We start from the raw sequence: 21,330 nt of genomic DNA, 5'->3' as shown, positions 1-21,330 counted from the left end.
GAGGTGCCCCCCTTGGGGCCTGTCCGGCGGCTAGAACGGCAGCGCCCTCCCGTGCACCACCTCCAGCCGAGACACCGCCCGCGTCAGCACCACGTACAGCCGGTGCAGCCCCCGCTCCTCCGCCTCCGCGATCGCGGCCGGTTCGACGGCGACGACATGGTCGTACTCCAGGCCCTTGACGACGCTCGCCGGCACCAGGCTCACCCGGGCGCCCAGCTGGTCCGGGCCGGCCGCCGCGATCCCGGCCGTGTGGAGGGCGTCCCGCACGCGGGGCACGTCCGTATCGGCGGCGATCACCCCGACGGACCCCTCGCGTGTCAGCGCGTCGCGTACGGCGTCCACGACCGCGGCCGGCAGATCGCCCGCCGCGTCCCGGATCCTCAGCTCCCCGTCCCCGCGCAGGGACCGGCCCGGCGGCACGTCCACGTCCAGCCGCTCCAGCAGCCGGTTGGCGAGCGTCACGACGGCCTCCGGCACCCGGAACCCGATGGTCAGCGGCACCACGGCCGCGTCCGGCTTCCCCAGGTGCCGTAGAGCCGTGTCCCATGACCGGGCCGCCCACGGTGTGGTTCCCTGCGCCAGGTCGCCGAGGACGGTGAGCGAGCCGAAGGCGGCCCGCCGGGCGATCGCCCGGCACTCCATCGGGGACAGGTCCTGCGCCTCGTCGACGACGAGATGGCCGTACCCTTCCGGATGCTCGATGAGCCCTGCGACCTCGTCTAGGAGGACGAGGTCGGCGGCCGACCAGCGCGCCGACTTCCACGACCGCGGCGGCTTCGCCCACAGCAGCGCCTTCCGCTCGTCGGCATCCAGCAGCCCCTCGGCAGCGGTCGCCGACACCACCGGTTCGGTGAGGAGTTCGGCCACGATCTCCTCCGGCCGCACCCGGGGCCATACGGCGTCGACGTACGCCCCGATCGCCCGTGACCGCTCGATCTTCCGCACCCAGGCGTTCGTCTGCGGCCCGGCCCGCCGCTCGGCCCGCATCTGCACATACCGCACGACCCGGCTGCGCACCCGCTCCCGCCCGACACCGTACGGCGGCTCCTCGGCCCGTACGTCGTGCAGGATCCGTGCGAGTTCCTCGGCGGGCACCCGCCAGCGGTACGACCCGTCGGGCACCGCGAGGGAACCCACCCCGTCCGCCGACACGCGCGCGTACAGCGCCCGGCGCAGCACCTCGGCCATCCGGGCGTCGTGCTTGACCACGGCGGTCCGCCCGCCGTCGGCCCCGGTGACCGGATGCCGGGCGATCTCCTCCAGGAGGGTCGACTGCCGTACGCCGGTCTCGCCGAGGGCCGGGAGCACCTGCGAGATGTACGACAGGAAGGTGCGGTTGGGTCCCAGGATCAGCAGGCCGCCGCGCCGGATGCGCTGCGGGTGGGTGTAGAGCAGGTACGCGGCCCGGTGCAGGCCGACGGCGGTCTTGCCGGTGCCCGGGGCTCCCTGCACGCACACCGACGTCGCCAGGTCCCCTCGTACGAGATCGTCCTGCTCGGGCTGGATGGTCGCGGCGATGTCCCGCATGGGGCCGACCCGGGGCCGCTCGATCTCGCGGGCCACGATGTCGCTGGTACGGGACCCGGACCGGCTCTCGGACCGGCTCTCGGCTCGGCTCTCGGACCGGCTCTCGGCCCGGTCGAGGTGCTCGTCCTCCAGGCCGGTGAGGTCGGCGGAGTCGCCGCGACTGCAGGGCGCCCAGCCGAAGCGGCGGCGGACGGCGACGCCCTGCGGGTCGCGGGCGCTCGCCTGGTAGAAGGCGCGGGAGACGGGGGCGCGCCAGTCGACGACGAGGGGCGGGGCGGCAGGGTGCTCGCTGATCCGCAGGCGGCCGATGTGGTAGTGCTGCCCGGCATGTTCTCCGTCCGAGAAGTCCAACCGGCCGAAGAACAGCGGCCCTTCGGGCAGCTCCCGCATGGCTTTGGCCTGGCTGCGCAGCCGGTACCCGAGGACTTCGGCGTCGGCACCGGAGGCGGAGACGTCCTCGCCGGTGACGACCTGTTCCCGGGCTCCGTCGACCATGGCGGCGAGGGCCGCGCGGCAGAGGTCGTGGTGGGCGCGTTCGTGGTCGAGGGCGTGCCGTAGGGCGGGGTCGGGTGACGTCATTCCAGCAACCGTACCGGAATAACGTAACCGAGTTAAATTTCTTACTGAGCCTCACTCAAGCGCGAGCCTCACTCAAGCGCGAGCCTCACTCAAGCGCGAGCCTCACTCAGGCGAAGGACGGCAACCCGGCCGCCAGCAGCCCGAACGCCCGCTCCGCCGCGGCCACCGCATCCGCCCGTACGTCCGCCAGCCGCTCCCCGGCCGCGATCCGCCGCCAGTTCTCCAGAGCGAGAATCCGCTGCACGGCGACGATCTGCCCGGCGGCCAGCCGGGCGTCCAGCCCGCCGCCGAGGGCCTCGGCGAGCGCGGCCTCGGAGCGCTCCTGGTAGCCGTACAGGCGGGCGACCAGGGAGGGAGTGCCGTAGAGCAGCGCGTGGAAGGCGAGCACCTCGGGGGCGTCGTTCAGCCCGGTGACGGGGTCGTGCCGCTCGAGTCCCTCCAGGAAGTGCCGCCGCAGCGCCCCGATGGGCGAGGCCTCGCCGCTGACGACCCGCGCGGCCTCGTCCTCGTGATCGGCGAACCGGTACAGGACGAGGTCCTCCTTGGCCGGGAAGTACCGGAAGAGGGTCGGCTTGGAGATCTCCGCCGCGGCCGCCACCTCGGCGACGGACACGGCGTCGAAGCCCTTCTCCAGGAACAGCCGGATCGCGATGTCCGACACGACCTGGTACATCCGCTGCTTCTTGCGCTCGCGCAGGCCGATCTCACTCATACCGCCGAGCCTACGCACCGACAGTCCTGCCGCCGGCCAGGGCGGCCTCAGGCTGCCGTGCGGGTCCTCTCACGCCAGAGCGCGGGCAAGATAGGGGTTCGCCGTCGGGCGGCCGGGCAGGCCCAGCGAGCCCTTCGCGGCCGCCAGTGTCATCGCGTACGAGTCCACGGCCCGGCGCACATTGGGGGCGTCCAGGCTCGCGCCGGTCACCAGGCGGTCGAGGTCGATGTACGCGGACCGGACGATCTCGATCCAGCGGTACACACGCCAGTCGTTGCGCCAGTTGACGGTGTACGCGGGAGGCAGCCGGCGTTCCCAGCGACAGAACATGCGGTCCCGGATCTCCGGCCTGGTGGGAGTGAGGTGCATGTGCCGGACCAGGTCGTAGAGCGGATCGCCGACCAGGGCCATCTCCCAGTCGATGATGGTCAGCGCCAGATGGTCGTCGCGGCGTACGAGGTTCCACGGGTTCAGGTCGCCGTGCAGCAGGGCCGGCTCGCGGTGGCTCACCTCGTGACGGGACAGGATCTGCAGCAGTCGGTCCGCGTCGGGCAGCCCGAGAAGTCCGGCCAGTTGCTGCGACTCCTTCGGCAGACCCCTCACCAGATCCACGAGTTGGCCCCTGAGCCAGTGGTGGAAGCCACTCTCGCCGGACGTCGGGTCGACCTGCTTGTAGTTCACCTGCGTCAGCGCGCAGAGCTGGTCCACGAACGCGTCCGCCTCGTGCGGCAGCAGGCCGTGCACCGGGTGGTCGGGGCGCCTCCGGTCGATGTCACGTGGTCCGACGTACGTGTGGATGGCGAAAGGGTCGTGCGGGTAGCTCTCGGCCAGCGCCAGAACCCTGGGCGCCGCCACGGCGACCCCCGCCTCCTCGATGGCGCGGAGCACGGTGTGCTCGCTGAGGAATCCGGTCTCCCGGCGGCAGACGTCGGGCAGCTTGCGCCGGACCACCACGGGAGCGTCGATGCTCGGCGCCCAGACCACGGTGTTGAGGTACGCGGTCCCCTTGAACACCCGGCCCGCCGGAGCGGCTCCCTCCGCCACCAGGGCCTCCCGGACGGCGGAGGCGGGAAAGTCCGGGTGCTCGGGAAGACGCCGGTCCGGCTGACATCCGAAGGCCTTCGCGATCCCGCCCCGGCCATCGCGACCACGGTCGCCGGGGGCGGCCAGCCAGCGGAACAGGGCTCGCTCGATCTCGCCCTCGCCGGGCACGTTCCTCAGCTGCAGCGGCTCGGCCCCGGACTCCAGGGCCCGGCGGACCTCCGCCGTCGCCTCGTCGAGGCTCTTCTGGGTGAATGACTCCTCCAGGGACCGCGCGGCCCGCATCACGTCCGGATAGACGGACTGCGCCCGCTCGAAGGCGAGGTAGTGGCGCAGGTCCTTGGTCAGGCCCGCCACGGCGGCGGGGCGGCGGCTCTCCATGGCCTCGGCCCACGCGTCGACCACCTCGGCCCACTGGTGGGACGGGTACCGCATGCGCACGAGGTGCGTGGCGAGGTCGTGCAGCGGGTCGCCGTAGGTCGCCAGTTCCCAGTCGACGCAGATGAGGGGCGGCTCACCGGCGTACGACACGATCAGGTTGTCACGGTGCAGGTCGGCGTGGAGCAGGCTGTACGGGCGGCGGGCCATGACGGGAACCCGCTCGGCCAACCGGAGCAGGGCGTCCTCGGCGATGCCGAGCGCGGCGAACAGTCCGCCGAAGGCCGCCCGGTTGGGTCGCCTGATCTGCCGGTCCGCGAGATGTACGAGGGTGCGCAGGAACCCCTGGCTGTCCGTGTCGTTGCTGGGCCAGACGGACGGCAGCGGCGGCAGCGCCCCCCGCCGCACCTGGGTCATCTGGGCGAGCAGGTCGGCCAGCGCCCTGATGAGCAGGGTGTCGACGGGTTTGCCGTTCCCGCAGACGGCGGAGAGCGGTAGGCCTTCCACATAGCTGTGGATCGCGAAGTGGTCCCCTTTGACCAGGCACTGCGGCGCGTGCGGCAGGATCCCCTTGATGGCGTCGAGGATCTCCGCCTCGTTCTGCCAGGTCCTGATCACCACGGGCAGTGCGTCGGCGCGCGGGATCCGCACGGTGACGGACGTGCCGGCGGGACGGCCGAGCCGCCAGGACATCGGCTCCGTCAACCGCACCACGTAGTTCAGGTTGTGGTGCCCGCTGCTGGCCTTCCCATGCCGTCGGGCCAGTCCCACGAACTCCCGGTAGGCGTACTCAGGCCGGGCGCGCTCCCTGAGAAAGGGACGGGGAAGAGGAGGTGCGCCCACAGGCCGCTCCCGGTGTCACAACCAAGGCGAGATACAAGACTCCATGAGACCACAGCGGCTCCCCCCGGAGCACCGGTTACTGCGAACCCGGCACCTCTGCATTGCCGTGCTGCTGCCGCCAGCGCACCAGCGCCGTGACGATCTCTCCCCGGCTCGGCACCATGTCCAGGCCCAGCGGCACGGCGGCCGCAACCAGGATCGTCCGCAGTCTCCGTCCGGCATGGTCGAGCCGGCCCTCGACATCCGGTCCGAAGTCCAGGGACAGGGCCTCACGGATGACGTCGGTGAAGACGGACTGTGCCTTCTTGTAGTCGATGAGCAGCGAAAGGTCACGCTTCAGGCCCTTGGAGCTGCCGGGCCTGATCCCATCGACGGCAGCGCGCCATCGTTTCACCATCCGATGTTCCTGCCACGCCGGGTACCGCATCAGGTACAGGTGGGTGGCCAGGTCGTACAAGGGGTCGCCGACCATGGCCAGTTCCCAGTCGATCGTCCAGAGTCGGCTCCGGGAATCGATGACGAAGTTCTCGCGGTGCAGGTCCGCATGGAGAAGGCAGAAGGGCCGTTGACTGAGACCGGCCACATGATTCCGGAGCCACTTGAATGAGCGTCCGTCCACCCCGAGGTCTTCGAAGAGACGCTCGAACTTCGGCAGGTTCTCCTCATAGACGCGTTTCTCGGTGAAATGGACGAGCCGCCTGAGGAATCCGTTCGTGTCACCGTCGTCCGGCCGGTCCTCGTCCGCGCAACGCCGATCAATCGTGAGGGTTTCCTGAGTCACCCGGGCCAACTGCTCGAAGAGAACGACGATCTGATCGAAAATGCCCTCTGGAACCGCTCCGCCAAATGGGTAGAGCGAGCCGAGCGTCCTTCCCTCGATGAACCGTTGCAAGCCGGCGGTGCCGACATCGAAGACGTCCGGGATACGGGAGATCCGACCAGCGAGGGCCTTCAGCAGCTGCTCCTCCGAGACGAAGCACCGCCGGTCGAACCACAGGAGATTGTCGCGCGGCTCCCGGCACTTCCATCGGACCGGATCCGGCGATGCCGTTTCCCCGGGCAGCGGAAACACATAAGTCTCGTGGTGGTAGCCGTGGAGCGGTCCCTCGACCGCTCTCGGGTCTCCACTCACCTCGACCGCACGCAGTCGAGCAGCGGAAGCCAATTCGGGTGACATTGCCCGTTTTCTCTCGCCTCGAACCCTTCTCGCAGGGTACGGAAGTGGCAGAACATTACTCCCCCGCCGACGAGCATCGTGCCAGAAGTGTGTTACATGCCGAAGGCGGTACCCCCTGGCAGGGGACGAGCACGCACCTGTGAGGCAACTTGCCCACTTCTGACCGAAATGTTCACCTGGTTGGGTGATGACCTGCGGAACTGGTCGCGCGCCCCGACATCGTCCACACTGAACCGGGTGACCGGGAGGAGACCCCATGGGCGAGGCACACGACGAGCAGGAAGCCCTGCGGCGGCTCCTCGGCCGCACACAAGCGGTCCTCCTCGACTTCGACGGCCCCGTCACAGCCCTCTTCAAGGGCACCTCCACCGCGCACGTCGCCGACGAGATCAAGGACGCGGTGCGGGAAATGTGGGGTGCTCTGGACCAGGACGTGGAGGACTGCGACGACTCGCACGACCTTCTCCAGCGAGTCAGGGACATGTACGACCGGCCCCGTGCAGCGCCCCGTACCGGAGAAGCGCTCGAGCGTGCCGAACGCATCGTGACACACCACGAATTCGTGGCGGTGAAGTCAGCCAGGCCGGTACCGCACTTCGCCGGTCTCGTGAAGGCCCTGCAGGGCCTCGGCATGCACCTCGCGATCGTGAGCAACAACGCGGACGGTCCGATCCTGGAGTTTCTCAAGTCCCTGGGCCTGCGGTCGAAGTTCGAGGCCGTAGCCGGGCGCGACCCGCACGATCCGCGCCACATGAAACCCCACCCCGACTCCGTGAACCGTGCCGTGGAACACCTGGGGCTGGACCCCTCCGACTGTCTCTTCGTCGGAGATCAACTCACCGACCTGGAAGCGTCTCTGCGGGCGGGAACCCTGTTCCTCGGATACACCCGTTCGAAAAAACGCGCAGCGGAAATGCGGCGTCGCGGCGCCGACTGGGTCGTGTCGTCACACAAGCCTCTCATCAGCGCCGCCATGGCACCGCGTAACCCGAACTGACCTTCTGGCACTGGCGAGTTGACCGAGGCATCATGGTGAACCTCGGAGATCGGCAGGCATCGCCGCCGCCTCACGTCCGCGGCGCACAGGGGGTAGAGGGTGTCTTCTCGCAGGCCGGGTGACGGCAGTCCACGCAGATTCGAACGCGTACGGCGTTCGTTGAGCGTATGGAAGCCGCGCATTGTGAAGTGGCTGCTGGCCTTCGTCGTCGTACTCGGTGTCACCGCCGAAATCATCGAACCGCTGGGAAACGCACTGAAGGGACAGGGATTCCTCGGCGGATCCTTCGCCGCGCTCATCGCCCTCATCCTTTTCGACGCCATCGGTGACTCTGACCCACAAGAGGTATCGGGCGTCTATGTCCTCGCTGATCTGGGCGATCTGCGGGCCCCCGTGATGGAGGCGTTCGAGGCCAGGCAGGTAACCATAGAATTCTCTGGCTTCACTATGCAGACACTGCTCGGCCTGCTCGTGGAACCGCTCAACAGGATGGCCGACGAGAAAGTGAACACGCAAAAGCTGACACTGCGTCTCACCATCGCCCATCTCAATCTGCCACTGAGCCTGCCGGGAAAGCTGGAACCCGCCTCCGAGAGCTCCGGACTTCCCTCTGGAACGCTGCATTTCAGCGACTCGGGTGATAACCGCGAACGCATGCGAGAGAAATACACGTTGTCCAACTGGGACGAGCTCAAGCGGCTCTTGGGACGCGTGCACGCGAAGAACCCGCACGTCATCATATCCTGCGAGGTGCGGGAGTCACCGCAGGTACCCGAGCGGAAACTCTATATCCTCAACGAGGAGAAAGTGTTTTCCGTGCCGTATGGAATACGAAAAAACGAGAACGTGCACTGGCGCGGAAACACTTTCGATATCCTCGACGCCGAGGGACACGGGCTCAAGCACGGAAAGGCGCGGGCCATCGGATGGGACCGGCGATCCGACTCCCGCTCGACACGGGACATCGCGGAGCATCACATGGAGTGGTACCGGAACCTGTGGGAACGGCTGGAACTCATCAAGCCCGAGTACCCCGTCATCGCCGATCCCAAGTGGCCCGCCGAGCGGCCTGCGAGCTGACCGAGGTCAGGCGGCAAGCAAGTCCCAGACGGAGTCGAACCACTGCCGCATGCTGTCCACGAAGACAGACCCGGGCGAGGTCGGACTCTGGTCCTTCACGTGGTGCGTGAGGGTGGCGCCGAGGCCCAGGACGTCGAGTGCGGTGACCTCCTCGCCGGAGTCCAGCACGATCTTGCGCTCGATCACTTCGTACGGGCCGTGCAGCGCCTCCACGCCGTTGAGGAGATAGAGCTTGAAGGTCGGGCTCAGCGGCGCACGGCGGATCCGGATGTCGACGGAGGGGACCAGCCCTTCCGTCTGCAGGTCCGTCAGCGCCCCTGCGAGCGACGCCGTGTGCCGCTCGGTGATGTCGCGCAGGCGCTCCCGCAGGCGCGGGTCGTCCGGGTCGCCCTTGACGCGCGGATACGGCAGCGGCAGCGACGCGTCCGGCAGGAGCACGCGCAGGGTGATGTGCCGGGGCTCTATGAAGCCGCCGCGGATGCGTTCCGCTTGCAGCCGGATGTGCGCGTCGAGCGACTCGGACGTCAGCGTGTAGACGTCCAGGGTGACTTCGGGATGTTCGAAGGCCTCACTGATGAGCGGCCCCAGTGTCATGCCGTGGCGCGATCGGCCAGCCTTGGGCGTCGAGGACCGTATGCGCTGGGTCTTGACCACCCGTGACCCGCTGCCCTGCCGCGACTCGATCCACCCCTCGTCGGCCAGCTCCCGCAGCGCCCCCTGCACGGTGTACCGGGACACTCCGAGTTCTTCGGCCAGTTCGCGTTGTGACGGCAGGAAGGACCGCAGCGGATACGTCCCGTCGGTCATCCGCTCTCGCAGTTCGTCGGCGACCCGCTGGAACTCCCGGTCGCCGACCGCCCCGATCTGCTGTGCGTCCACGGTGTGGACCGTACCGCTTCCGGTCCACCAGCAAACCGGTGTCCAGCCAACTGGGCGGCCACTCAGGCCTGAGTGCGCATCAGCATGAGCAAAGGCTCGAGTGAGTCGACGGTCATCTCGGCGCCCGCGTCCCGCAGCAGCTTCTCCTTGCGCTCGTTACGCGCGTAGCCGAGAAACGGAACGCCGGCGGCGTTGGCGGCGAGCAGGTCCGAGGGGGTGTCGCCGATCATCAGGGCGGTGGACGGGGCCGAGCCCATCGCGTTCAGGGCCCGGTTCAGGCAGTGCGGGTGGGGTTTGAGGTGGTTGAGTTCCTGGGTGCGGCCGTAGATGTGGGGGGCGAAGCAGGAGGAGAGGCCGCGGCTCTCCAGGTAGGTGCGAACCACCCGCGGGGAGTTGTTGGTGGCGATCGCCAGTCGGGAGCCCACGGCTGTCCAGGTGCGTATCAGCGGGTCCGCGTACGGCGTGGGCATCGCCAGGGCGGTGGCCCGCAGTTCTTCCTGGGTGAGACGTTCCTCCAGCTCGGCCACGAGGTCGCTGCCGGGGTGTCTGCGGTCGACGGCACGCAGGACGATGTGCGGATCCAGGGACTCACGTTCGTCGTCGGTCAGCAGGCCGTGCAGGCCGCGGCCTTCGAGCCAGTCCACCAGGTCGTTCGCCACTTTCTCCGCCGAATGCCCGGCGAACAGGCGGCAGATGGGGCCGTCGAAGTCCCAGAGCACGACTCGCGCGCGTGCGATCAGCCCCCGCAGTGCCTCGGTCTTGGCTGCCACCAGTTCAGTCTGCGTCGTATCAGAAGTCACTAGGAGAGTGTCATGTCCGTGGTGATGGTTTCCCAGAGGGCGTCGAACCACTTCTGCGATTGCTCCACGAACGCGGCGTCCCGCTGGCCGGCGCCCTCCTCGAAGGAGAAGAGGAGCGATTCGGTGCCGAGGACGTCGTACATGTCGAGGGTTCCGGTGTCCGAGGGCTCCTCGCGGCGGGTGACCATGTAGTACGCGAGCAGCGCCTCCGTGCCGTTGAGGAGGTACAGCTTCACCGGCGGCGTGAAGGGCAGCGCGCGGAACGTGACGCGGACGTCGATGCCGTGGGAGGAGCGCAGGGCCTGGAGGTTGTGACGCAGGACGTGGGCCTGGGCGTTGCGCATCTCCAGCCAGCGCTGGTGGACCGGGTCGCCGTCGCCCGGTCCGTCGACCGGGACCGGGAAGGCCAGAGTGATCTCACGGGAGGGCAGGAGGATGCGTACATCGATGGACTGGGGCCGTACGCGGTCCTCGTGGATCAGACGGAGCGGCTGGCTCAGCGCCACGAGCAGGCTCTCCGCCGTCAGGCAGGCCGCGTCGATCCGTACGTGCGGTGCGGCGAACGCCTCGGCGAGCCTCGGTGCCAGCCCCACCATCGTCGGCTGGGGTCCCCCCACGGCGCGGGCCGGCGCGGCGATCCGCGGCGGGCTGCCTTTGCTCACATTGCTCAGGAGGCCGTCCTCCTGGAGGGACCGGAGGGCCTGGCGGACCGTGCCGCGTTCCACGCCGAACTCCTCGGCGAGTTCGGCCTGGGTGGGCAGGCGGTCCCCCGCCTTGAGTTCGCCCACGCGGATGCGTTCCCGCAGGATGTCGGCGATCTCCTGGGGCGAGAGTCTTCTGCTGCCGTTCACTGCCACGTTCTCCTGGGTCACGACCAAACGCTACAACTCTGCTCCATCTGGCGGGAGTTGTTTGAACCTTGTTTATAAGTAGGTGCCAAGTGGGGACAACCTAATCAGAGTTGGCAGCCAACTTGATTGAGTTGGCGAAAGTTTTGCCTTCTTGTCGCCCAACCCCCCACGTCCGTCCGCCCCGGAAGCCTGAAGGGGGAAACACCGTGCCCGTCCTCGCCCTCCTCTCCGCAGTCTTCGTCATCGGCATCGAGCAGACCGTCCAGTGGAAGTACGGCGCCGCCGGCATCATCGGGCTGCTCCTGCTCACCATCGGCATCAAGGCCAAGAGCCCGGCCGTCAGCTCCGCCGGCGCGGTCGTGATCGCCCTGCTGGTCGCGAGGCCCGCCCTATGAGTCACGAACGCCCTGGTCGGACACCGTGGGAGACCTCAGGTCGTGAGTAACAACTCCGAACTGATCGTCTCCCACAGTGCGTTGAACCACAGGTGCGACTGCTCCACGAACGTCGTGTCACGCAGACTCGCGCCCTGCATGAAATCGAACAGCATCGACTGCGTGCCGTCGGCGTCGTACATCTCCAGGCGCTCGTGGTCGATCTCCGTCTCGCGCAGCCCCAGTGTGTAGTACGCGAAGAGCGTCTCCGTGCCGTTGAGCAGATACAGCTTCACCGGTGGCGTGAACGGCAGGGCGCGGAAGGAGACCCGCACGTCGATGCCGTGCGTGGCACGCAGAGCCAGCAGGCTGTGCCGGAGTACCTGGCCCTGGGCGTTGCGCTGGGCCAGCCAGCGGTCGTGCACGGTGTCGTCGTCCTCGCCCCGGCCCTCGACCGGGACCGGGAAGGCGAGGTCGATGTTCCGGCTCGGCAGCAGGACCCGGACGTCGATCTTGGCCGGATTCGTTCGCCCGGCGTGGATCTGACGCAGCGGTTCGCCCATGGCGAGCGTGAGGGAGACCGAGGTCAGACACAGGGCGTCGATCTCGACGTGCGGGGCCGCGAAGGCGTCCGCGATCCGGGGAGCGAGGGCCACCATGGTGGGCAGCGGCGGACCTCCGGGCCCGGGCTGCACCCCGCCGAGGCCCAGGTCAGGGGCGACGGTCGCGGGGCTGCCCTTGGAAACGTTGGTCAACAGGTGCTCCGACTGCAGGATGTACAGCGCCTGCCGTACGACGCCGCGCTCCACCCCGAACTCGTCGGCCAGCCTGGCCTGCGTGGGCATGCGCTGGCCTGGTCGCAGCGCGCCGGACCGGATCCGGGCACGCAGCTCCTCGGCCACCTCGCGATGTGACATGTGTGGCCGCTGTGACCTCTTCCGTCCATTGACGGCGGCGTGTTTCGGGTCCACGACCAAACACTACAACTTCCCGCCATCTTTGGGCAGTTCGAGGGAAGGTGGTTATGAGCCGCTTCCAAGCGGAGATAAGTACAGTGAAGTTGGTCGCCAACTTGAGCAACGTGGTCAAACTTCCGCAAGGTTGGCCAGCTGGGCGACCGACAGGGACCACCGTCCCGAAGGGGGGACCGCCATGCCGCTCATCGCCATCGCCCTAGCCGCCCTCGCCGTCACCTTCGAACAGCTCGTCCAGTGGAAGTTCGGCGCGATGGGCATCATCGGCCTCGTCGCGCTGACCGTCGGCGTCAAGGCCAAGAGTGCCACGATCGGCGGCCTCGGAGCGGTCATCCTCCTGATGCTGCTCGCCCAGTCCGGCTGACCGGGCTCCCTTCCGGAGGGGAGCCGGGAGCCCGGTCGGTCCGCACAGACACAACTGAACACGGTCAGCACCCCAGCACAGCCACAACTGAATGCACAGCCACAACTGAACAGCTCGCTACGGATGCAGAGCAGCAGCACAGTCCACAGTCGCCCGCAGGAAGGAGTCTCAGAACATGTCCGGGCACCAAGGTCGCCTGGACGTACGCAGCAGGGCGTCGGTCACCCGGCCGGCGCCCGCTCGTTCTTCCCGGACCCGCCCGAGCGCCACCAGCCGCTCCGCCGACTCGTCACCGAGCCAGAGCGCCGCCAGGTCGCCCACGTCGAGGGTGAGGTCGGCGTCGGCCGTCGTCGGCGTGCAGGACCCGCCGTCCCGCTCCGACGCGTTCAGCTCGTAGCGCCCGCCCGTGAACCCGTCCGGGTCGTTCACCTCCAGCACAAGCCGGCCCTCCCCCGCGTACGTCCGTGCCTCCAGCGCCCGTACGACGTCCAGGATCCGCACCCACAGCCAGTCCGCCTGCGTGGTGATCCTGGCCGCGCGCGGGTTCGGCAGGAAGAACGGGAGCAGGTCGTCGGGGGAGCGCCAGCCGCTCTTCACCTGCGTGATCCAGTCGATCGAGCAGAGGTGGTGCCACAGGGCGCGTTCGGCGGCCGGGGTCGACGCGATCAGCCAGTGCACGGTCGCCGTGTTGTGCGGCTGCTTGTCGTGCCAGTTGTCGTCCGACTTGTACGCGGCCAGAGCCTCGACCTCGCCGCCCGCCGAGCGGTACACCGCGTAGTGCGGCTCGGTCCACGACGGGTCGAACCGTACGGCACCGGTGTTGAGCCGCCACCACAGGTCGTCGCGGCTCACCGCCCCCGGCTGGGCGCGGCGCACCCGCTCGTGCAGTTCGGGGCCGAGTTTGCGGACGTCCTCGCCGTCCACCAGCTCGATACGGCCGCCGTCGTCCGGGGCGCCGGAGCGGCGGGGGTCGAGTCCGGTGCGCGGGACGTCGATCGTCCACTCGGTCATCCAGGTGGCGGGGCCGAAGCCGTAGCGGCCGTAGATCGGGTACTCGGCGGCGATCAGGGTCGCGACGACGTCCCCTCGGTCCTTCGCGGCCGCCAGGTCCTGCGCCATCATGCGGGTCAGCAGGCCGCGGCGGCGGTGGGTGGCGGTGACGGTGACGGCGGAGATGGCGTCGGCGGGGACAGTCGCGCCGCCGACGGCGGTGAGCTCCTGGGCGAAGGACTTGAAGGTCGCTACACAGCGGGCGCCGTCGAAGGCGCCGAGGTAGCGGCCGGGGGTGAACTGGGGGCGGCGGGCTTCGAGTTCCGCTTCGGAGGGGGTGGGTTCGCGCAGGAAGCCGGTGTTCACCGCGCGCAGCCAGTCCGGGAGTTCGTCCTCGGTGATGGGGCGGACGTCGATGTCGGGGTGCGGAGGGTGGGTCATGGGGTCACGGTAGGTGTGCGGCGGGGAGGTGTCGCGGGATTTCCTCGCCCCCGCCGCCCCTACCCGTCCCATCCCCAGGGGGTCCGCCCCTTCGACCCCGCCAGGGGGCTCCGCCCTGGACCCCCGGCCTATGCTCACCCACCACCCGACTCGGTCAGCCGAGAAGTGACCCTCCTCCTGGGGCTCCGTCCCAGACCCCGGCGGGGACTGCGTCCCTGCCCCCAACGCACCCGCACCCACCTCACGTGAGCAGGTCGTCGACCTGTGCCTCCCCCTCGCGGTACCGGCGGGCGATCTCCGCGCTGCAGTCGTCGGCCGTGCGCTGCAGCCGCTGCCGGCGCCGGGACAGTTGCTGCTCGTACCGCACGAGCCGCCCCATCGCGGTGTTCAGCTCCAGGTCCGTCCGCGCGTCCAGGTCCGACAGCTCGACCTCGGCGAGCATGTCCGCCGCCAGCCGCCGGGACTCCTCGCTCTGCGGGACGCCCAGCGTCACATGGCGGGCCGAGGAGCGCTGCCGGGCCGGGGCGTCCGTCAGGATCTCCGGCAGCCGCTCCACCACGGACGGCTCGCCCGTGGTCACGACCGACGTCGACGTCGGGCACCGCCGCGCCAGCTCGGCCCGCAGGATGTCGATACGGCCCTGCAGCAGCCGCCGTACATAGCTCAGGTCGGCCTCGTCGCGCTGGGCGTCCCGCCGCAGGACGCGCAGCTCGGGAAGGCTCAGCACGGCCAGGTCGTGCTCGGGCGGGTCACCGGGCAGCACGGGGCTGTCCGTTCTCTGCACGGGTGGCCGCTGTGTGCCCAGCCACCCGGTACTCGGTGTGCTCATGTGCCTCAACCGTCCCCTCGACCGGCGTGTGGAAGCATGGTGCCACCCCAAGTGGCCGCTATGTGAACGAGTGCCCCCGATCCGCCCCAGATGGGCGGGTAAGGAATAAAAAAGAATCCCCTTACGGGCGCTTCTCCTCCGCACGGCATCATGGACCGCATGCGTGCAGTGGTGCAGAGGGTGGACGGCGCGAGCGTCGTCGTGGACGGCGAGACGGTCGGGGCGATCGAGGGCGAGGGGCTGTGCGTCCTCGTCGGGGTCACCCATGAGGACACGAAGGAGAAGGCGGCCCAACTCGCCCGCAAGCTGTGGTCGATCCGCATGCTGGCCGACGAGAAGTCGTGCAGCGACATCGACGCACCCCTCCTCGTCATCAGCCAGTTCACCCTCTACGGCGACGCCCGCAAGGGCCGCCGCCCCACCTGGAACGCGGCCGCCCCCGGCGATGTCGCCGAACCGCTCGTGGACGAGGTGGTCGCCCAACTGCGCGCGCTGGGCGCGACGGTGGCGACGGGCCGGTTCGGCGCCCGGATGCGGGTGTCTCTGACGAACGACGGCCCGTTCACCGTACTGCTGGAGATCTAGAAAGCCGAGGGTGTGCAGTTCCCCAGGGGCGCGGGGCTGTATCGATATGCGGCTCCGCCGCGATGGGGGTCCCCCCGCTCGAGCGAAGCCGAGAGTGGGGGAGCGACCAGCCACGACGGAGCGGAGCCGCAGTCGCACGACTACGGCTCGACGACCACTTCCTGCGCGGCCGCTGTCTCTCCGGCCAGGAGCCTCGCGTCCACCGGCACGTTCCGCTTCACCAGCGCGAGCGCGACCGGGCCGAGCTCGTGGTGCCGTACGGACGTGGTGATGAAGCCGATCTTGCGGCCGTCGGGGCCCTCGTCCGCGAGGCGGATCTCGGTGCCGGGCGTCGGCAGGTGGACCTCGCTTCCGTCGAGGTGGAGGAAGACCAGGCGGCGCGGGGGCTTGCCGAGGTTCTGCACGCGGGCGACCGTCTCCTGGCCGCGGTAGCAGCCCTTCTGGAGGTGGACCGCCGTGCTGATCCAGCCCAGCTCGTGCGGGATGGTGCGGTGGTCGGTCTCGAAGCCGAGGCGCGGGCGGTGGTGCTCGACGCGCAGGGCCTCGTAGGCCAGGATTCCGGCCGCGGGGCCCGCCTTCTCGGCGTACGACTCCAGTTCCGCGCGGGGGAGGAAGAGATCACGGCCGTACGGCGTCTCGCGGACGACGACGCCCTGCGGCACCTCGGCGATCGAACCGGCCGGCAGGTGCACGAGGGCGAAGTCGTCCGTCCGGTCGGCGACCTCGACGCGGTAGAAGAACTTCATCGACTCCAGGTACGCGATCAGCGCCTCCTGGGTGCCGGGCTCGACGTGCGCCCAGACCGTCGAGCCGTCGTCCACCAGGTACAGGGCGTGCTCGATGTGGCCGTGCGCGGAGAGGACCAGCGCCTCGGTGGCCTGCCCCGTCGGCAGCTCGCTGACGTGCTGGGTGAGCAGCAGATGCAACCAGCTCAGCCGGTCCTCGCCGGAGACGGTGACGACTCCGCGGTGCGAGAGGTCGACGAAACCGCTCCCGTCGGCGAGGGCGCGCTGTTCGCGGAAGAGATCGCCGTAGTGGGCGGCGACGCCTTCGTCCACGCCCTCGGCGGGGACGGCGCCGGGCAGAGACAGCAGGGGGCTTTTCATATGCCTAAGCCTACGACTCGGTAGTTGAAGTCTTTGTTGAAGCATTCACCGTTGAGGGCTTCACGGTTGAGGGCTGCACCGTTGAGGACTGCACCGCTGAGGTCTTCAGAGAGCAGTCCTTGCACCGGCCGAAGATCGCGAAGTGCTTCATGTCCGTGTCGAAGCCGAACTCGGCCCGCAGCTTGGCGGTGAACTCGGCGGCCACGCTCAGATCCGCCTCGATGACGTTCGTGCAGTCACGGCAGACGAGGTGGATGTGGTGGTGCCGGTCCGCGAGGTGGTACGTCGGCGCTCCGTGCCCCAGGTGCGCGTGGCTGACCAGCCCGAGCTCCTCCAGGAGCTCCAGGGTCCGGTAGACCGTGGAGATGTTGATCCCCGACGCCGTCTTCCGCACTTCCACGAGAATGGCGTCGGGGGTCGCGTGTTCCAGGGTGTCCACGGCTTCGAGCACGAGTTGCCGCTGCGGCGTCAGCCGGTAGCCGCGCTGCCTGAGGTCACTCTTCCAGTCGGTGCTCACCACGATGCAAGTCTAGGCGCACCTCATCTCCTCGTCCTTGGAGTCCCTCAGCTCCCGGCACGGGAGGAAGCCCTGGCCCTCCAGCAGCTTCGACACTCCCCGGCTGCGCAGGAAGTCGAGGAAGTCGCGGGTCAGTCCGGACGCGCCCTCACGGGTGTAGAGGACCTCGGAGGCCCAGAAGGGGTAGTCGCCGTCGAGGACGCTCTCCTTGGTCGGGGGAGTGCCGTTGATCGGCACGGTCCGCACGTTGGGGAAGAAGGGCAGGGCGTTGGCCTCCGCGTACCCGATGGCGTTCTTGGTCCGGTTCACGTAGTCGAGCAGTTCCATCGTGGAGCCCACGGAACAGACTCCCGTCGAGCCGGCGGTGCACCGGGGCGCGGGCGGGGTGCCCTGCCCGCCGGTCACTCGCTCCTCGAAGGCGTTCCGGGTGCCCGACCCGTCGGCGCGGACCACCGCCACGGGCGTTGTGGCCATGCGTCCGTCGTCGTCGCGGAAGCCGCCCTCGGTGAAGATCTGCCTGAGCTGGTTCTGGCTCAGTCCCAGGTCCCAGAGCGACTGGCCGGGGCCCAGGTCCTGTGCGAGGGACTGGTTGGCCACCACGGCGAAGACGATCACACCGACGGTGTGGGCGTCGAGGCCCTTCTCCGGTTCCTGTCCGGCCACGGTGTCCACCATGGCGATGGTCTCCGCGGCCGGGTTCGCCCGCAGTTCCTCCAGCCCCTCCTGGCTACCGGTCGCCTCCAGCACCACGTCGGTGTCGGGGCACTGCTCCTCGTACGCCTCCTTGACCTCGTGGGCGAGGGGCGAGAAGGCGGTCGAGCCCGTCAGCGTGAGGCGGCGGACCTGGGAGCAGTTCGCGTCCAGCCGGAGACTCTCGTTGTTCGCGTAGACGCCGGCGCCGACGCTCAGGGCCGCGACGAGCGTCACGACGATGGCGGTGGCCCACCGGCGTCTGGCCCGCCCGGCGGTCTTCTTGATCCGGCCGCCCTTCAGCTTCCCGCCCGAGGTGATCTTGGGCGGCTTCGCCGAGGAGCCGGCCCCGTCGTCCTCCAGCAGCACCAGCAGCCGGAAGCGCTCGCGCCGGTTGAGGGGGAAGACCGGCAGGGTGATCGTGTCGGCCTGCCGGCTCGCTGCCGGGACCGGGGCCAGTCTCACACCGGGGCCGATACCGTCGGCCGGCTCGGGGGCGGCAGGCGCGGGTACCTGTGGACGCAGGGTCACCTCCAGCGGCTCGTTGGCGTCCCGCACCTTGAAGTGCACGACCTTCTTGCCCGTGAAGGTGAAGGTGAGAGGGTTGACGAAGTGCTCGGGTTCCAGCGTCTGCACACCGGAGTTGCGCACCTCCAGCATGACCAGACTGCCTTCGCTGATCTGGCGGCCCTGCCAGTGGATCTCCCACATGCCGGGCGGCGGCTGGTGGTTGATGTGCTTGTTGATGGGCCCGTTGTAGACCTCGCTCCAGCTGATGCGCCGCACCCCTTGGTACCGGTCCAGCCAGAAAGCGACGGTGCTCGCGCAGAGGGCACACACCAGGGCACCCGCCCACATCTGCCCGTCACTGAGTCCGCCGAAGAAGTCGGCGATCGTCTCGAACACCTCAAGTCCCCCTGCTCGAGCGTCGAATCAAGGGGAACAGATGCTCGGTAGAGGAGACTTCAACAGCGTGAGAGCCCGCTGTCCCGCACATGAACGGGACGCGAACAAGGTGACGCCTATTCAGGCCTGCCGGGCGGGAAGGGTCGCAGGGCCGCGCTGTCGTCTCAATGGATCTTGTCGTCGAGCGCGGCGAGCGTGGCACCGATCGCCCTCTGCTCGCCGTCCGGTGGCAGCGGCAACGAAGGCATGAAGGGGCAGGTCAGAAGAGGCCGAGCCCGGCAGACTCGACGGTTCCCAGGATGCGGCACTTCACCCAATGGTGAACGAGACCTACCGGAAGAACGCGATCCCGTCGTCCGGCATGTCGTCCGGCAGGGCCTTGGCCCAGCGCTCGACGTCCTCCGGGGTGACGACCTTCTTCAGGTGGGCCGACATGTAGGGGCGCAGCTCGACCTCGGGGGTCTGCTTCTCGCCGACCCACATCAGGTCGCTCTTGACGTAGCCGTACAGGCGCTTGCCGCCGGTGTACGGGCGGGAGGCCGCCGTACGCGCCACCGCGTCCGTGACCAGGTCGATCTGCGGCTTCTTGTCGGCCAGCCGGCCGTACCAGACCTCGACCACGCCGTCGTCGCGGACCATCGTCACCTCGACCTTGCGGTCGGTGTCGATGCGCCAGTAGCCGGACTCGGACTCCAGCGGCTTGACCTTGTTGCCGTCGTTGTCCAGCACCCAGGTGTGGGACCGGTACTCGAGGAAGTCCCGGCCGTCGTGTGTGAAGGTGACCTCCTGACCGAAGTTGCACTTCTCGGCGCCGGGGAAGTCGTGCACGCCCGCGCCCGCCCAGTTTCCGAGCAGGAAGGCGAGGGGGACGAGCTCCTTGTGGAGGTCGGACGGGATCTCGATCATGAGCAACAGTTCCTAGACGGGGGTCAGCGTCCTACTACGGCGGTCAGCGCTGGCCCTGGTACAGCTTCTTCACGGTCAGCCAGGCGAAGCCGAGCACGCCGACGCAGACCAGGATCAGCAGGGCCTCGAAGAAAATCTCAAGCACGGAGTGCTCCTCGGACGATCGTGGGACAGCGGTACACAAAAGAGCCGGGCCCCAGCTTACGCGGCCGGAGACCGGCTCTCCGTGTGAGGTACACCCTCGTGGGCCTCACCCGAGCAGCTGGCTCTGCAGGGTCACCGTCTGCTGGAACGGAACGGCCGGCGCGGTGCCCTTCCGGGACTGGACGATCACACCGAGGACGTCCCCGGCGGCCAGGTACGCCTGCCGGACGTGCTCGGCGCCGTACGGCTTGGTCTCCGTTTGAAGTGCTCTCCTCCTTCGCAAGCTCAGGAAGGAGATTCCTGCCTACCTTGCGGTGGCGGGCTTGACGCCGCGTGTGCGCCTGACGACTGCCCTTCCGGCAGCCGGGATGAGCCCGTGGCCCATCCGGTACAGGTGCAAGACGTTCCGGGCTGCGTTGTGGTCGGCGTTGCCTTCCCAACCGCAGTCCGGGTTCTTGCATACGAACGTGGCCTGGTCCTCGCGGCTGCCGGGGGTGATGAACCCGCATGCGGAACAGCGCCGGGAGGTGTTCGGAGCGGGAACCTTGTGCAGGGTGCCACCCTGGCGGGCGGTCTTGTACGTCAGCATGGTCACGGTCCGGCCCCACGCCTCCTGGCTGATGGAGCGGTTCAGGCCGGACTTCTGCGCGACGTTCCTCCCCGGCTCTTCCACGGTGCCCTGGGCGCTCTTGGTCATGTTCGTGATGGTGAGTGCTTCGACCACGACCGTGCCGTACTGGCGGGCGAGGGCGGTGGTGGTCTTGTGCTGCCAGTCGAGCGCGCGGCGCGTGGCTCTTGCGCGGAGCTGCTTGATCTGGTCGTAGGTGGCGTGGAGCCGGTTGGAGCTGCGCTCCTTGGGCTTGCGGAAGGACTTGCGGTGTGCGGCCCTCTGTTCCAGGCGGAGCAGCTTGGCTTTCTCGTCCGGGTTCAGCCACTTGTCGCGGTCGGCGGTGCCGTCCGGGAGTCGGGGCGGCCGTCCGTGGTCCTGGTGGTTGCCGTCGGACAGGGCGAGAGGGAGGTTCACTCCGGCGTCGATGCCGACTTCCGGGCCGGTGTGCGGTTCAGGTCTGGGCTCCAGGGTCTGGACGCGGAAGGCGATGTGCCAGCCGAGCGCGTCTTTGACGAGCCGGGCCCCGGTGATGCGGTTCTCCCTGTCGGCGTTCTTGCCGACAGGGAGATCTTTGGTCCAGCGGAAGCGGACGCGGCCGATCTTGGGGATGTTGACCATGCCCCAGCGGCGGTGCACTCGCTTGATGTGCAGGTCGCGGGCCTGCGGGATGTCCACGGACATCACGGCGCGGATGCGGGCCTTGAACGTGGGCTCCTCGGCCCGGCCGTCCCAGCAGTTCTTCCACGCCTGGACGTACGTCTTGAGGACTGCTTGTGCGGCCTGCGCGGGCAGCACCGCGTACAAGTCGATCTCCTTGCGGGCCTGCCGCAGCGTCTGGTCCATGCGGGTCAGGGAGCGCTGGCATTTCGGCGTCATCTGCCACAGATCGTGGAGCTGATTCCACATCGCGCGGGCGGCGTGCGCCTGGTCGTCCACGAGCCGGGTCTGCGCAGGCGTCAGCGCCAGCCGGGCACGATGCCCGAACTGCCGCTTCTCCAGCACACGTTCCGTGGTCACACGGTCACTGTAT

General features: G+C 68.8%; 21 protein-coding genes. 5 read left to right on the top strand and 16 right to left on the bottom strand.

Features of this window, described 5'->3' with window-relative positions:
• Positions 1-30 precede the first annotated feature (30 nt).
• From CLM62_RS25500 to CLM62_RS25485, 4 genes are all read right to left on the bottom strand, one after another.
• On the bottom strand, positions 31-2,106 hold the full coding sequence (locus CLM62_RS25500; RefSeq protein ID WP_095752235.1) for an AAA family ATPase: 2,076 nt from the start codon (positions 2,104-2,106) through the stop codon (positions 31-33).
• Between the two features lie 106 nt (positions 2,107-2,212).
• Complete coding sequence (locus CLM62_RS25495; protein WP_179382225.1) at positions 2,213-2,818, bottom strand: TetR family transcriptional regulator; 606 nt, start codon at positions 2,816-2,818, stop codon at positions 2,213-2,215.
• Between the two features lie 69 nt (positions 2,819-2,887).
• Positions 2,888-5,080 carry an aminoglycoside phosphotransferase family protein gene (locus CLM62_RS25490; RefSeq protein WP_095752233.1) on the bottom strand — a complete coding sequence of 731 codons (2,193 nt, stop codon included), beginning with the start codon at positions 5,078-5,080 and terminating at the stop codon, positions 2,888-2,890.
• Between the two features lie 76 nt (positions 5,081-5,156).
• Positions 5,157-6,257, bottom strand: a complete 1,101-nt coding sequence (locus CLM62_RS25485; RefSeq protein ID WP_095752232.1) for an aminoglycoside phosphotransferase family protein — start codon at positions 6,255-6,257, stop codon at positions 5,157-5,159.
• A gap of 256 nt (positions 6,258-6,513) precedes the next feature.
• Here CLM62_RS25485 and CLM62_RS25480 point away from each other — a divergent pair, with 256 nt between their 5' ends.
• Both CLM62_RS25480 and CLM62_RS25475 read left to right on the top strand, forming a co-directional pair.
• Positions 6,514-7,254, top strand: a complete 741-nt coding sequence (locus tag CLM62_RS25480) for an HAD family hydrolase (protein ID WP_095752231.1) — start codon at positions 6,514-6,516, stop codon at positions 7,252-7,254.
• A 183-nt stretch (positions 7,255-7,437) separates the two neighbouring features.
• Positions 7,438-8,334, top strand: a complete 897-nt coding sequence (locus CLM62_RS25475; protein ID WP_095752230.1) for a hypothetical protein — start codon at positions 7,438-7,440, stop codon at positions 8,332-8,334.
• A gap of 6 nt (positions 8,335-8,340) precedes the next feature.
• Here CLM62_RS25475 and CLM62_RS25470 read toward each other — a convergent pair whose 3' ends face one another.
• The 3 genes from CLM62_RS25470 to CLM62_RS25460 form a co-directional block, all read right to left on the bottom strand.
• On the bottom strand, positions 8,341-9,213 hold the full coding sequence (locus CLM62_RS25470; protein WP_095752229.1) for a winged helix-turn-helix domain-containing protein: 873 nt from the start codon (positions 9,211-9,213) through the stop codon (positions 8,341-8,343).
• 62 nt (positions 9,214-9,275) lie between these two features.
• Entirely contained in the window at positions 9,276-10,064 is a 789-nt protein-coding gene (locus CLM62_RS25465; RefSeq protein ID WP_095752228.1) for an HAD family hydrolase, read from the bottom strand.
• Complete coding sequence (locus CLM62_RS25460; protein ID WP_095752227.1) at positions 10,013-10,891, bottom strand: winged helix-turn-helix domain-containing protein; 879 nt, start codon at positions 10,889-10,891, stop codon at positions 10,013-10,015. The genes CLM62_RS25465 and CLM62_RS25460 overlap by 52 nt, the downstream gene beginning before the upstream one ends.
• 179 nt (positions 10,892-11,070) lie before the next feature.
• Between CLM62_RS25460 and CLM62_RS25455 the strand changes: the two genes are divergently transcribed.
• Entirely contained in the window at positions 11,071-11,259 is a 189-nt protein-coding gene (locus CLM62_RS25455) for a hypothetical protein (RefSeq protein ID WP_095752226.1), read from the top strand.
• Between the two features lie 35 nt (positions 11,260-11,294).
• Here the strand turns inward: CLM62_RS25455 and CLM62_RS25450 are convergent, their stop codons facing one another.
• Positions 11,295-12,155 carry a winged helix-turn-helix domain-containing protein gene (locus CLM62_RS25450; protein ID WP_257004083.1) on the bottom strand — a complete coding sequence of 287 codons (861 nt, stop codon included), beginning with the start codon at positions 12,153-12,155 and terminating at the stop codon, positions 11,295-11,297.
• 235 nt (positions 12,156-12,390) lie between these two features.
• On the opposite strand from CLM62_RS25450, the gene CLM62_RS25445 reads away from it, so the two are divergent.
• On the top strand, positions 12,391-12,576 hold the full coding sequence (locus tag CLM62_RS25445) for a hypothetical protein (RefSeq protein WP_095752224.1): 186 nt from the start codon (positions 12,391-12,393) through the stop codon (positions 12,574-12,576).
• 168 nt (positions 12,577-12,744) lie between these two features.
• Here the strand turns inward: CLM62_RS25445 and CLM62_RS25440 are convergent, their stop codons facing one another.
• Entirely contained in the window at positions 12,745-14,007 is a 1,263-nt protein-coding gene (locus CLM62_RS25440) for a GNAT family N-acetyltransferase (protein WP_095752223.1), read from the bottom strand.
• A 241-nt stretch (positions 14,008-14,248) separates the two neighbouring features.
• Positions 14,249-14,836: an aerial mycelium formation protein gene (locus tag CLM62_RS25435; RefSeq protein ID WP_095752222.1), complete on the bottom strand. Its 588-nt coding sequence runs from the start codon at positions 14,834-14,836 to the stop codon at positions 14,249-14,251.
• A 159-nt stretch (positions 14,837-14,995) separates the two neighbouring features.
• On the opposite strand from CLM62_RS25435, the gene dtd reads away from it, so the two are divergent.
• Positions 14,996-15,421, top strand: a complete 426-nt coding sequence (gene dtd, locus CLM62_RS25430; protein ID WP_095752340.1) for a D-aminoacyl-tRNA deacylase — start codon at positions 14,996-14,998, stop codon at positions 15,419-15,421.
• Between the two features lie 140 nt (positions 15,422-15,561).
• On the opposite strand, the gene CLM62_RS25425 is transcribed toward dtd, so the two are convergent.
• The 6 genes from CLM62_RS25425 to CLM62_RS25395 form a co-directional block, all read right to left on the bottom strand.
• Positions 15,562-16,527 (bottom strand): folate-binding protein YgfZ, encoded by a 966-nt coding sequence (locus CLM62_RS25425; RefSeq protein WP_095752221.1) that lies wholly within the window; start codon positions 16,525-16,527, stop codon positions 15,562-15,564.
• 10 nt (positions 16,528-16,537) lie between these two features.
• Positions 16,538-17,047, bottom strand: a complete 510-nt coding sequence (locus CLM62_RS25420; protein WP_095752220.1) for a Fur family transcriptional regulator — start codon at positions 17,045-17,047, stop codon at positions 16,538-16,540.
• Positions 17,048-17,056: 9 nt separating this feature from the next.
• Positions 17,057-18,640, bottom strand: a complete 1,584-nt coding sequence (locus CLM62_RS25415; RefSeq protein ID WP_095752219.1) for a substrate-binding domain-containing protein — start codon at positions 18,638-18,640, stop codon at positions 17,057-17,059.
• Positions 18,641-18,970: 330 nt separating this feature from the next.
• Positions 18,971-19,546 (bottom strand): FABP family protein, encoded by a 576-nt coding sequence (locus tag CLM62_RS25410; protein WP_095752218.1) that lies wholly within the window; start codon positions 19,544-19,546, stop codon positions 18,971-18,973.
• Between the two features lie 250 nt (positions 19,547-19,796).
• The gene (locus CLM62_RS50215; protein ID WP_179382220.1) at positions 19,797-19,973 is read right to left on the bottom strand and encodes a hypothetical protein; all 177 of its coding nucleotides are present in this window, start codon (positions 19,971-19,973) and stop codon (positions 19,797-19,799) included.
• A 21-nt stretch (positions 19,974-19,994) separates the two neighbouring features.
• On the bottom strand, positions 19,995-21,317 hold the full coding sequence (locus CLM62_RS25395; protein ID WP_095752216.1) for an RNA-guided endonuclease TnpB family protein: 1,323 nt from the start codon (positions 21,315-21,317) through the stop codon (positions 19,995-19,997).
• Between the last annotated feature and the right edge of the window lie 13 nt (positions 21,318-21,330).

It is taken from the genome of Streptomyces sp. SA15 (assembly GCF_002291145.1).
Taxonomy (GTDB): domain Bacteria; phylum Actinomycetota; class Actinomycetes; order Streptomycetales; family Streptomycetaceae; genus Streptomyces.
Note: the sequence above shows the minus strand (reverse complement) of the source record. Positions and strands in the feature narration are given on the sequence as shown.

What these genes read in the sequence shown, in the direction of transcription:
- CLM62_RS25500 (WP_095752235.1), bottom strand. Translation starts at nt 2,106, where the DNA reads ATGACGTCACCCGACCCCGCCCTACGGCACGCCCTCGACCACGAACGC.
- CLM62_RS25495 (WP_179382225.1), bottom strand. Translation starts at nt 2,818, where the DNA reads ATGAGTGAGATCGGCCTGCGCGAGCGCAAGAAGCAGCGGATGTACCAG.
- CLM62_RS25485 (WP_095752232.1), bottom strand. Translation starts at nt 6,257, where the DNA reads ATGTCACCCGAATTGGCTTCCGCTGCTCGACTGCGTGCGGTCGAGGTG.
- CLM62_RS25480 (WP_095752231.1), top strand. Translation starts at nt 6,514, where the DNA reads ATGGGCGAGGCACACGACGAGCAGGAAGCCCTGCGGCGGCTCCTCGGC.
- CLM62_RS25450 (WP_257004083.1), bottom strand. Translation starts at nt 12,155, where the DNA reads ATGTCACATCGCGAGGTGGCCGAGGAGCTGCGTGCCCGGATCCGGTCC.
- CLM62_RS25445 (WP_095752224.1), top strand. Translation starts at nt 12,391, where the DNA reads ATGCCGCTCATCGCCATCGCCCTAGCCGCCCTCGCCGTCACCTTCGAA.
- CLM62_RS25440 (WP_095752223.1), bottom strand. Translation starts at nt 14,007, where the DNA reads ATGACCCACCCTCCGCACCCCGACATCGACGTCCGCCCCATCACCGAG.
- CLM62_RS25435 (WP_095752222.1), bottom strand. Translation starts at nt 14,836, where the DNA reads ATGAGCACACCGAGTACCGGGTGGCTGGGCACACAGCGGCCACCCGTG.
- dtd (WP_095752340.1), top strand. Translation starts at nt 14,996, where the DNA reads ATGCGTGCAGTGGTGCAGAGGGTGGACGGCGCGAGCGTCGTCGTGGAC.
- CLM62_RS25425 (WP_095752221.1), bottom strand. Translation starts at nt 16,527, where the DNA reads ATGAAAAGCCCCCTGCTGTCTCTGCCCGGCGCCGTCCCCGCCGAGGGC.
- CLM62_RS25410 (WP_095752218.1), bottom strand. Translation starts at nt 19,546, where the DNA reads ATGATCGAGATCCCGTCCGACCTCCACAAGGAGCTCGTCCCCCTCGCC.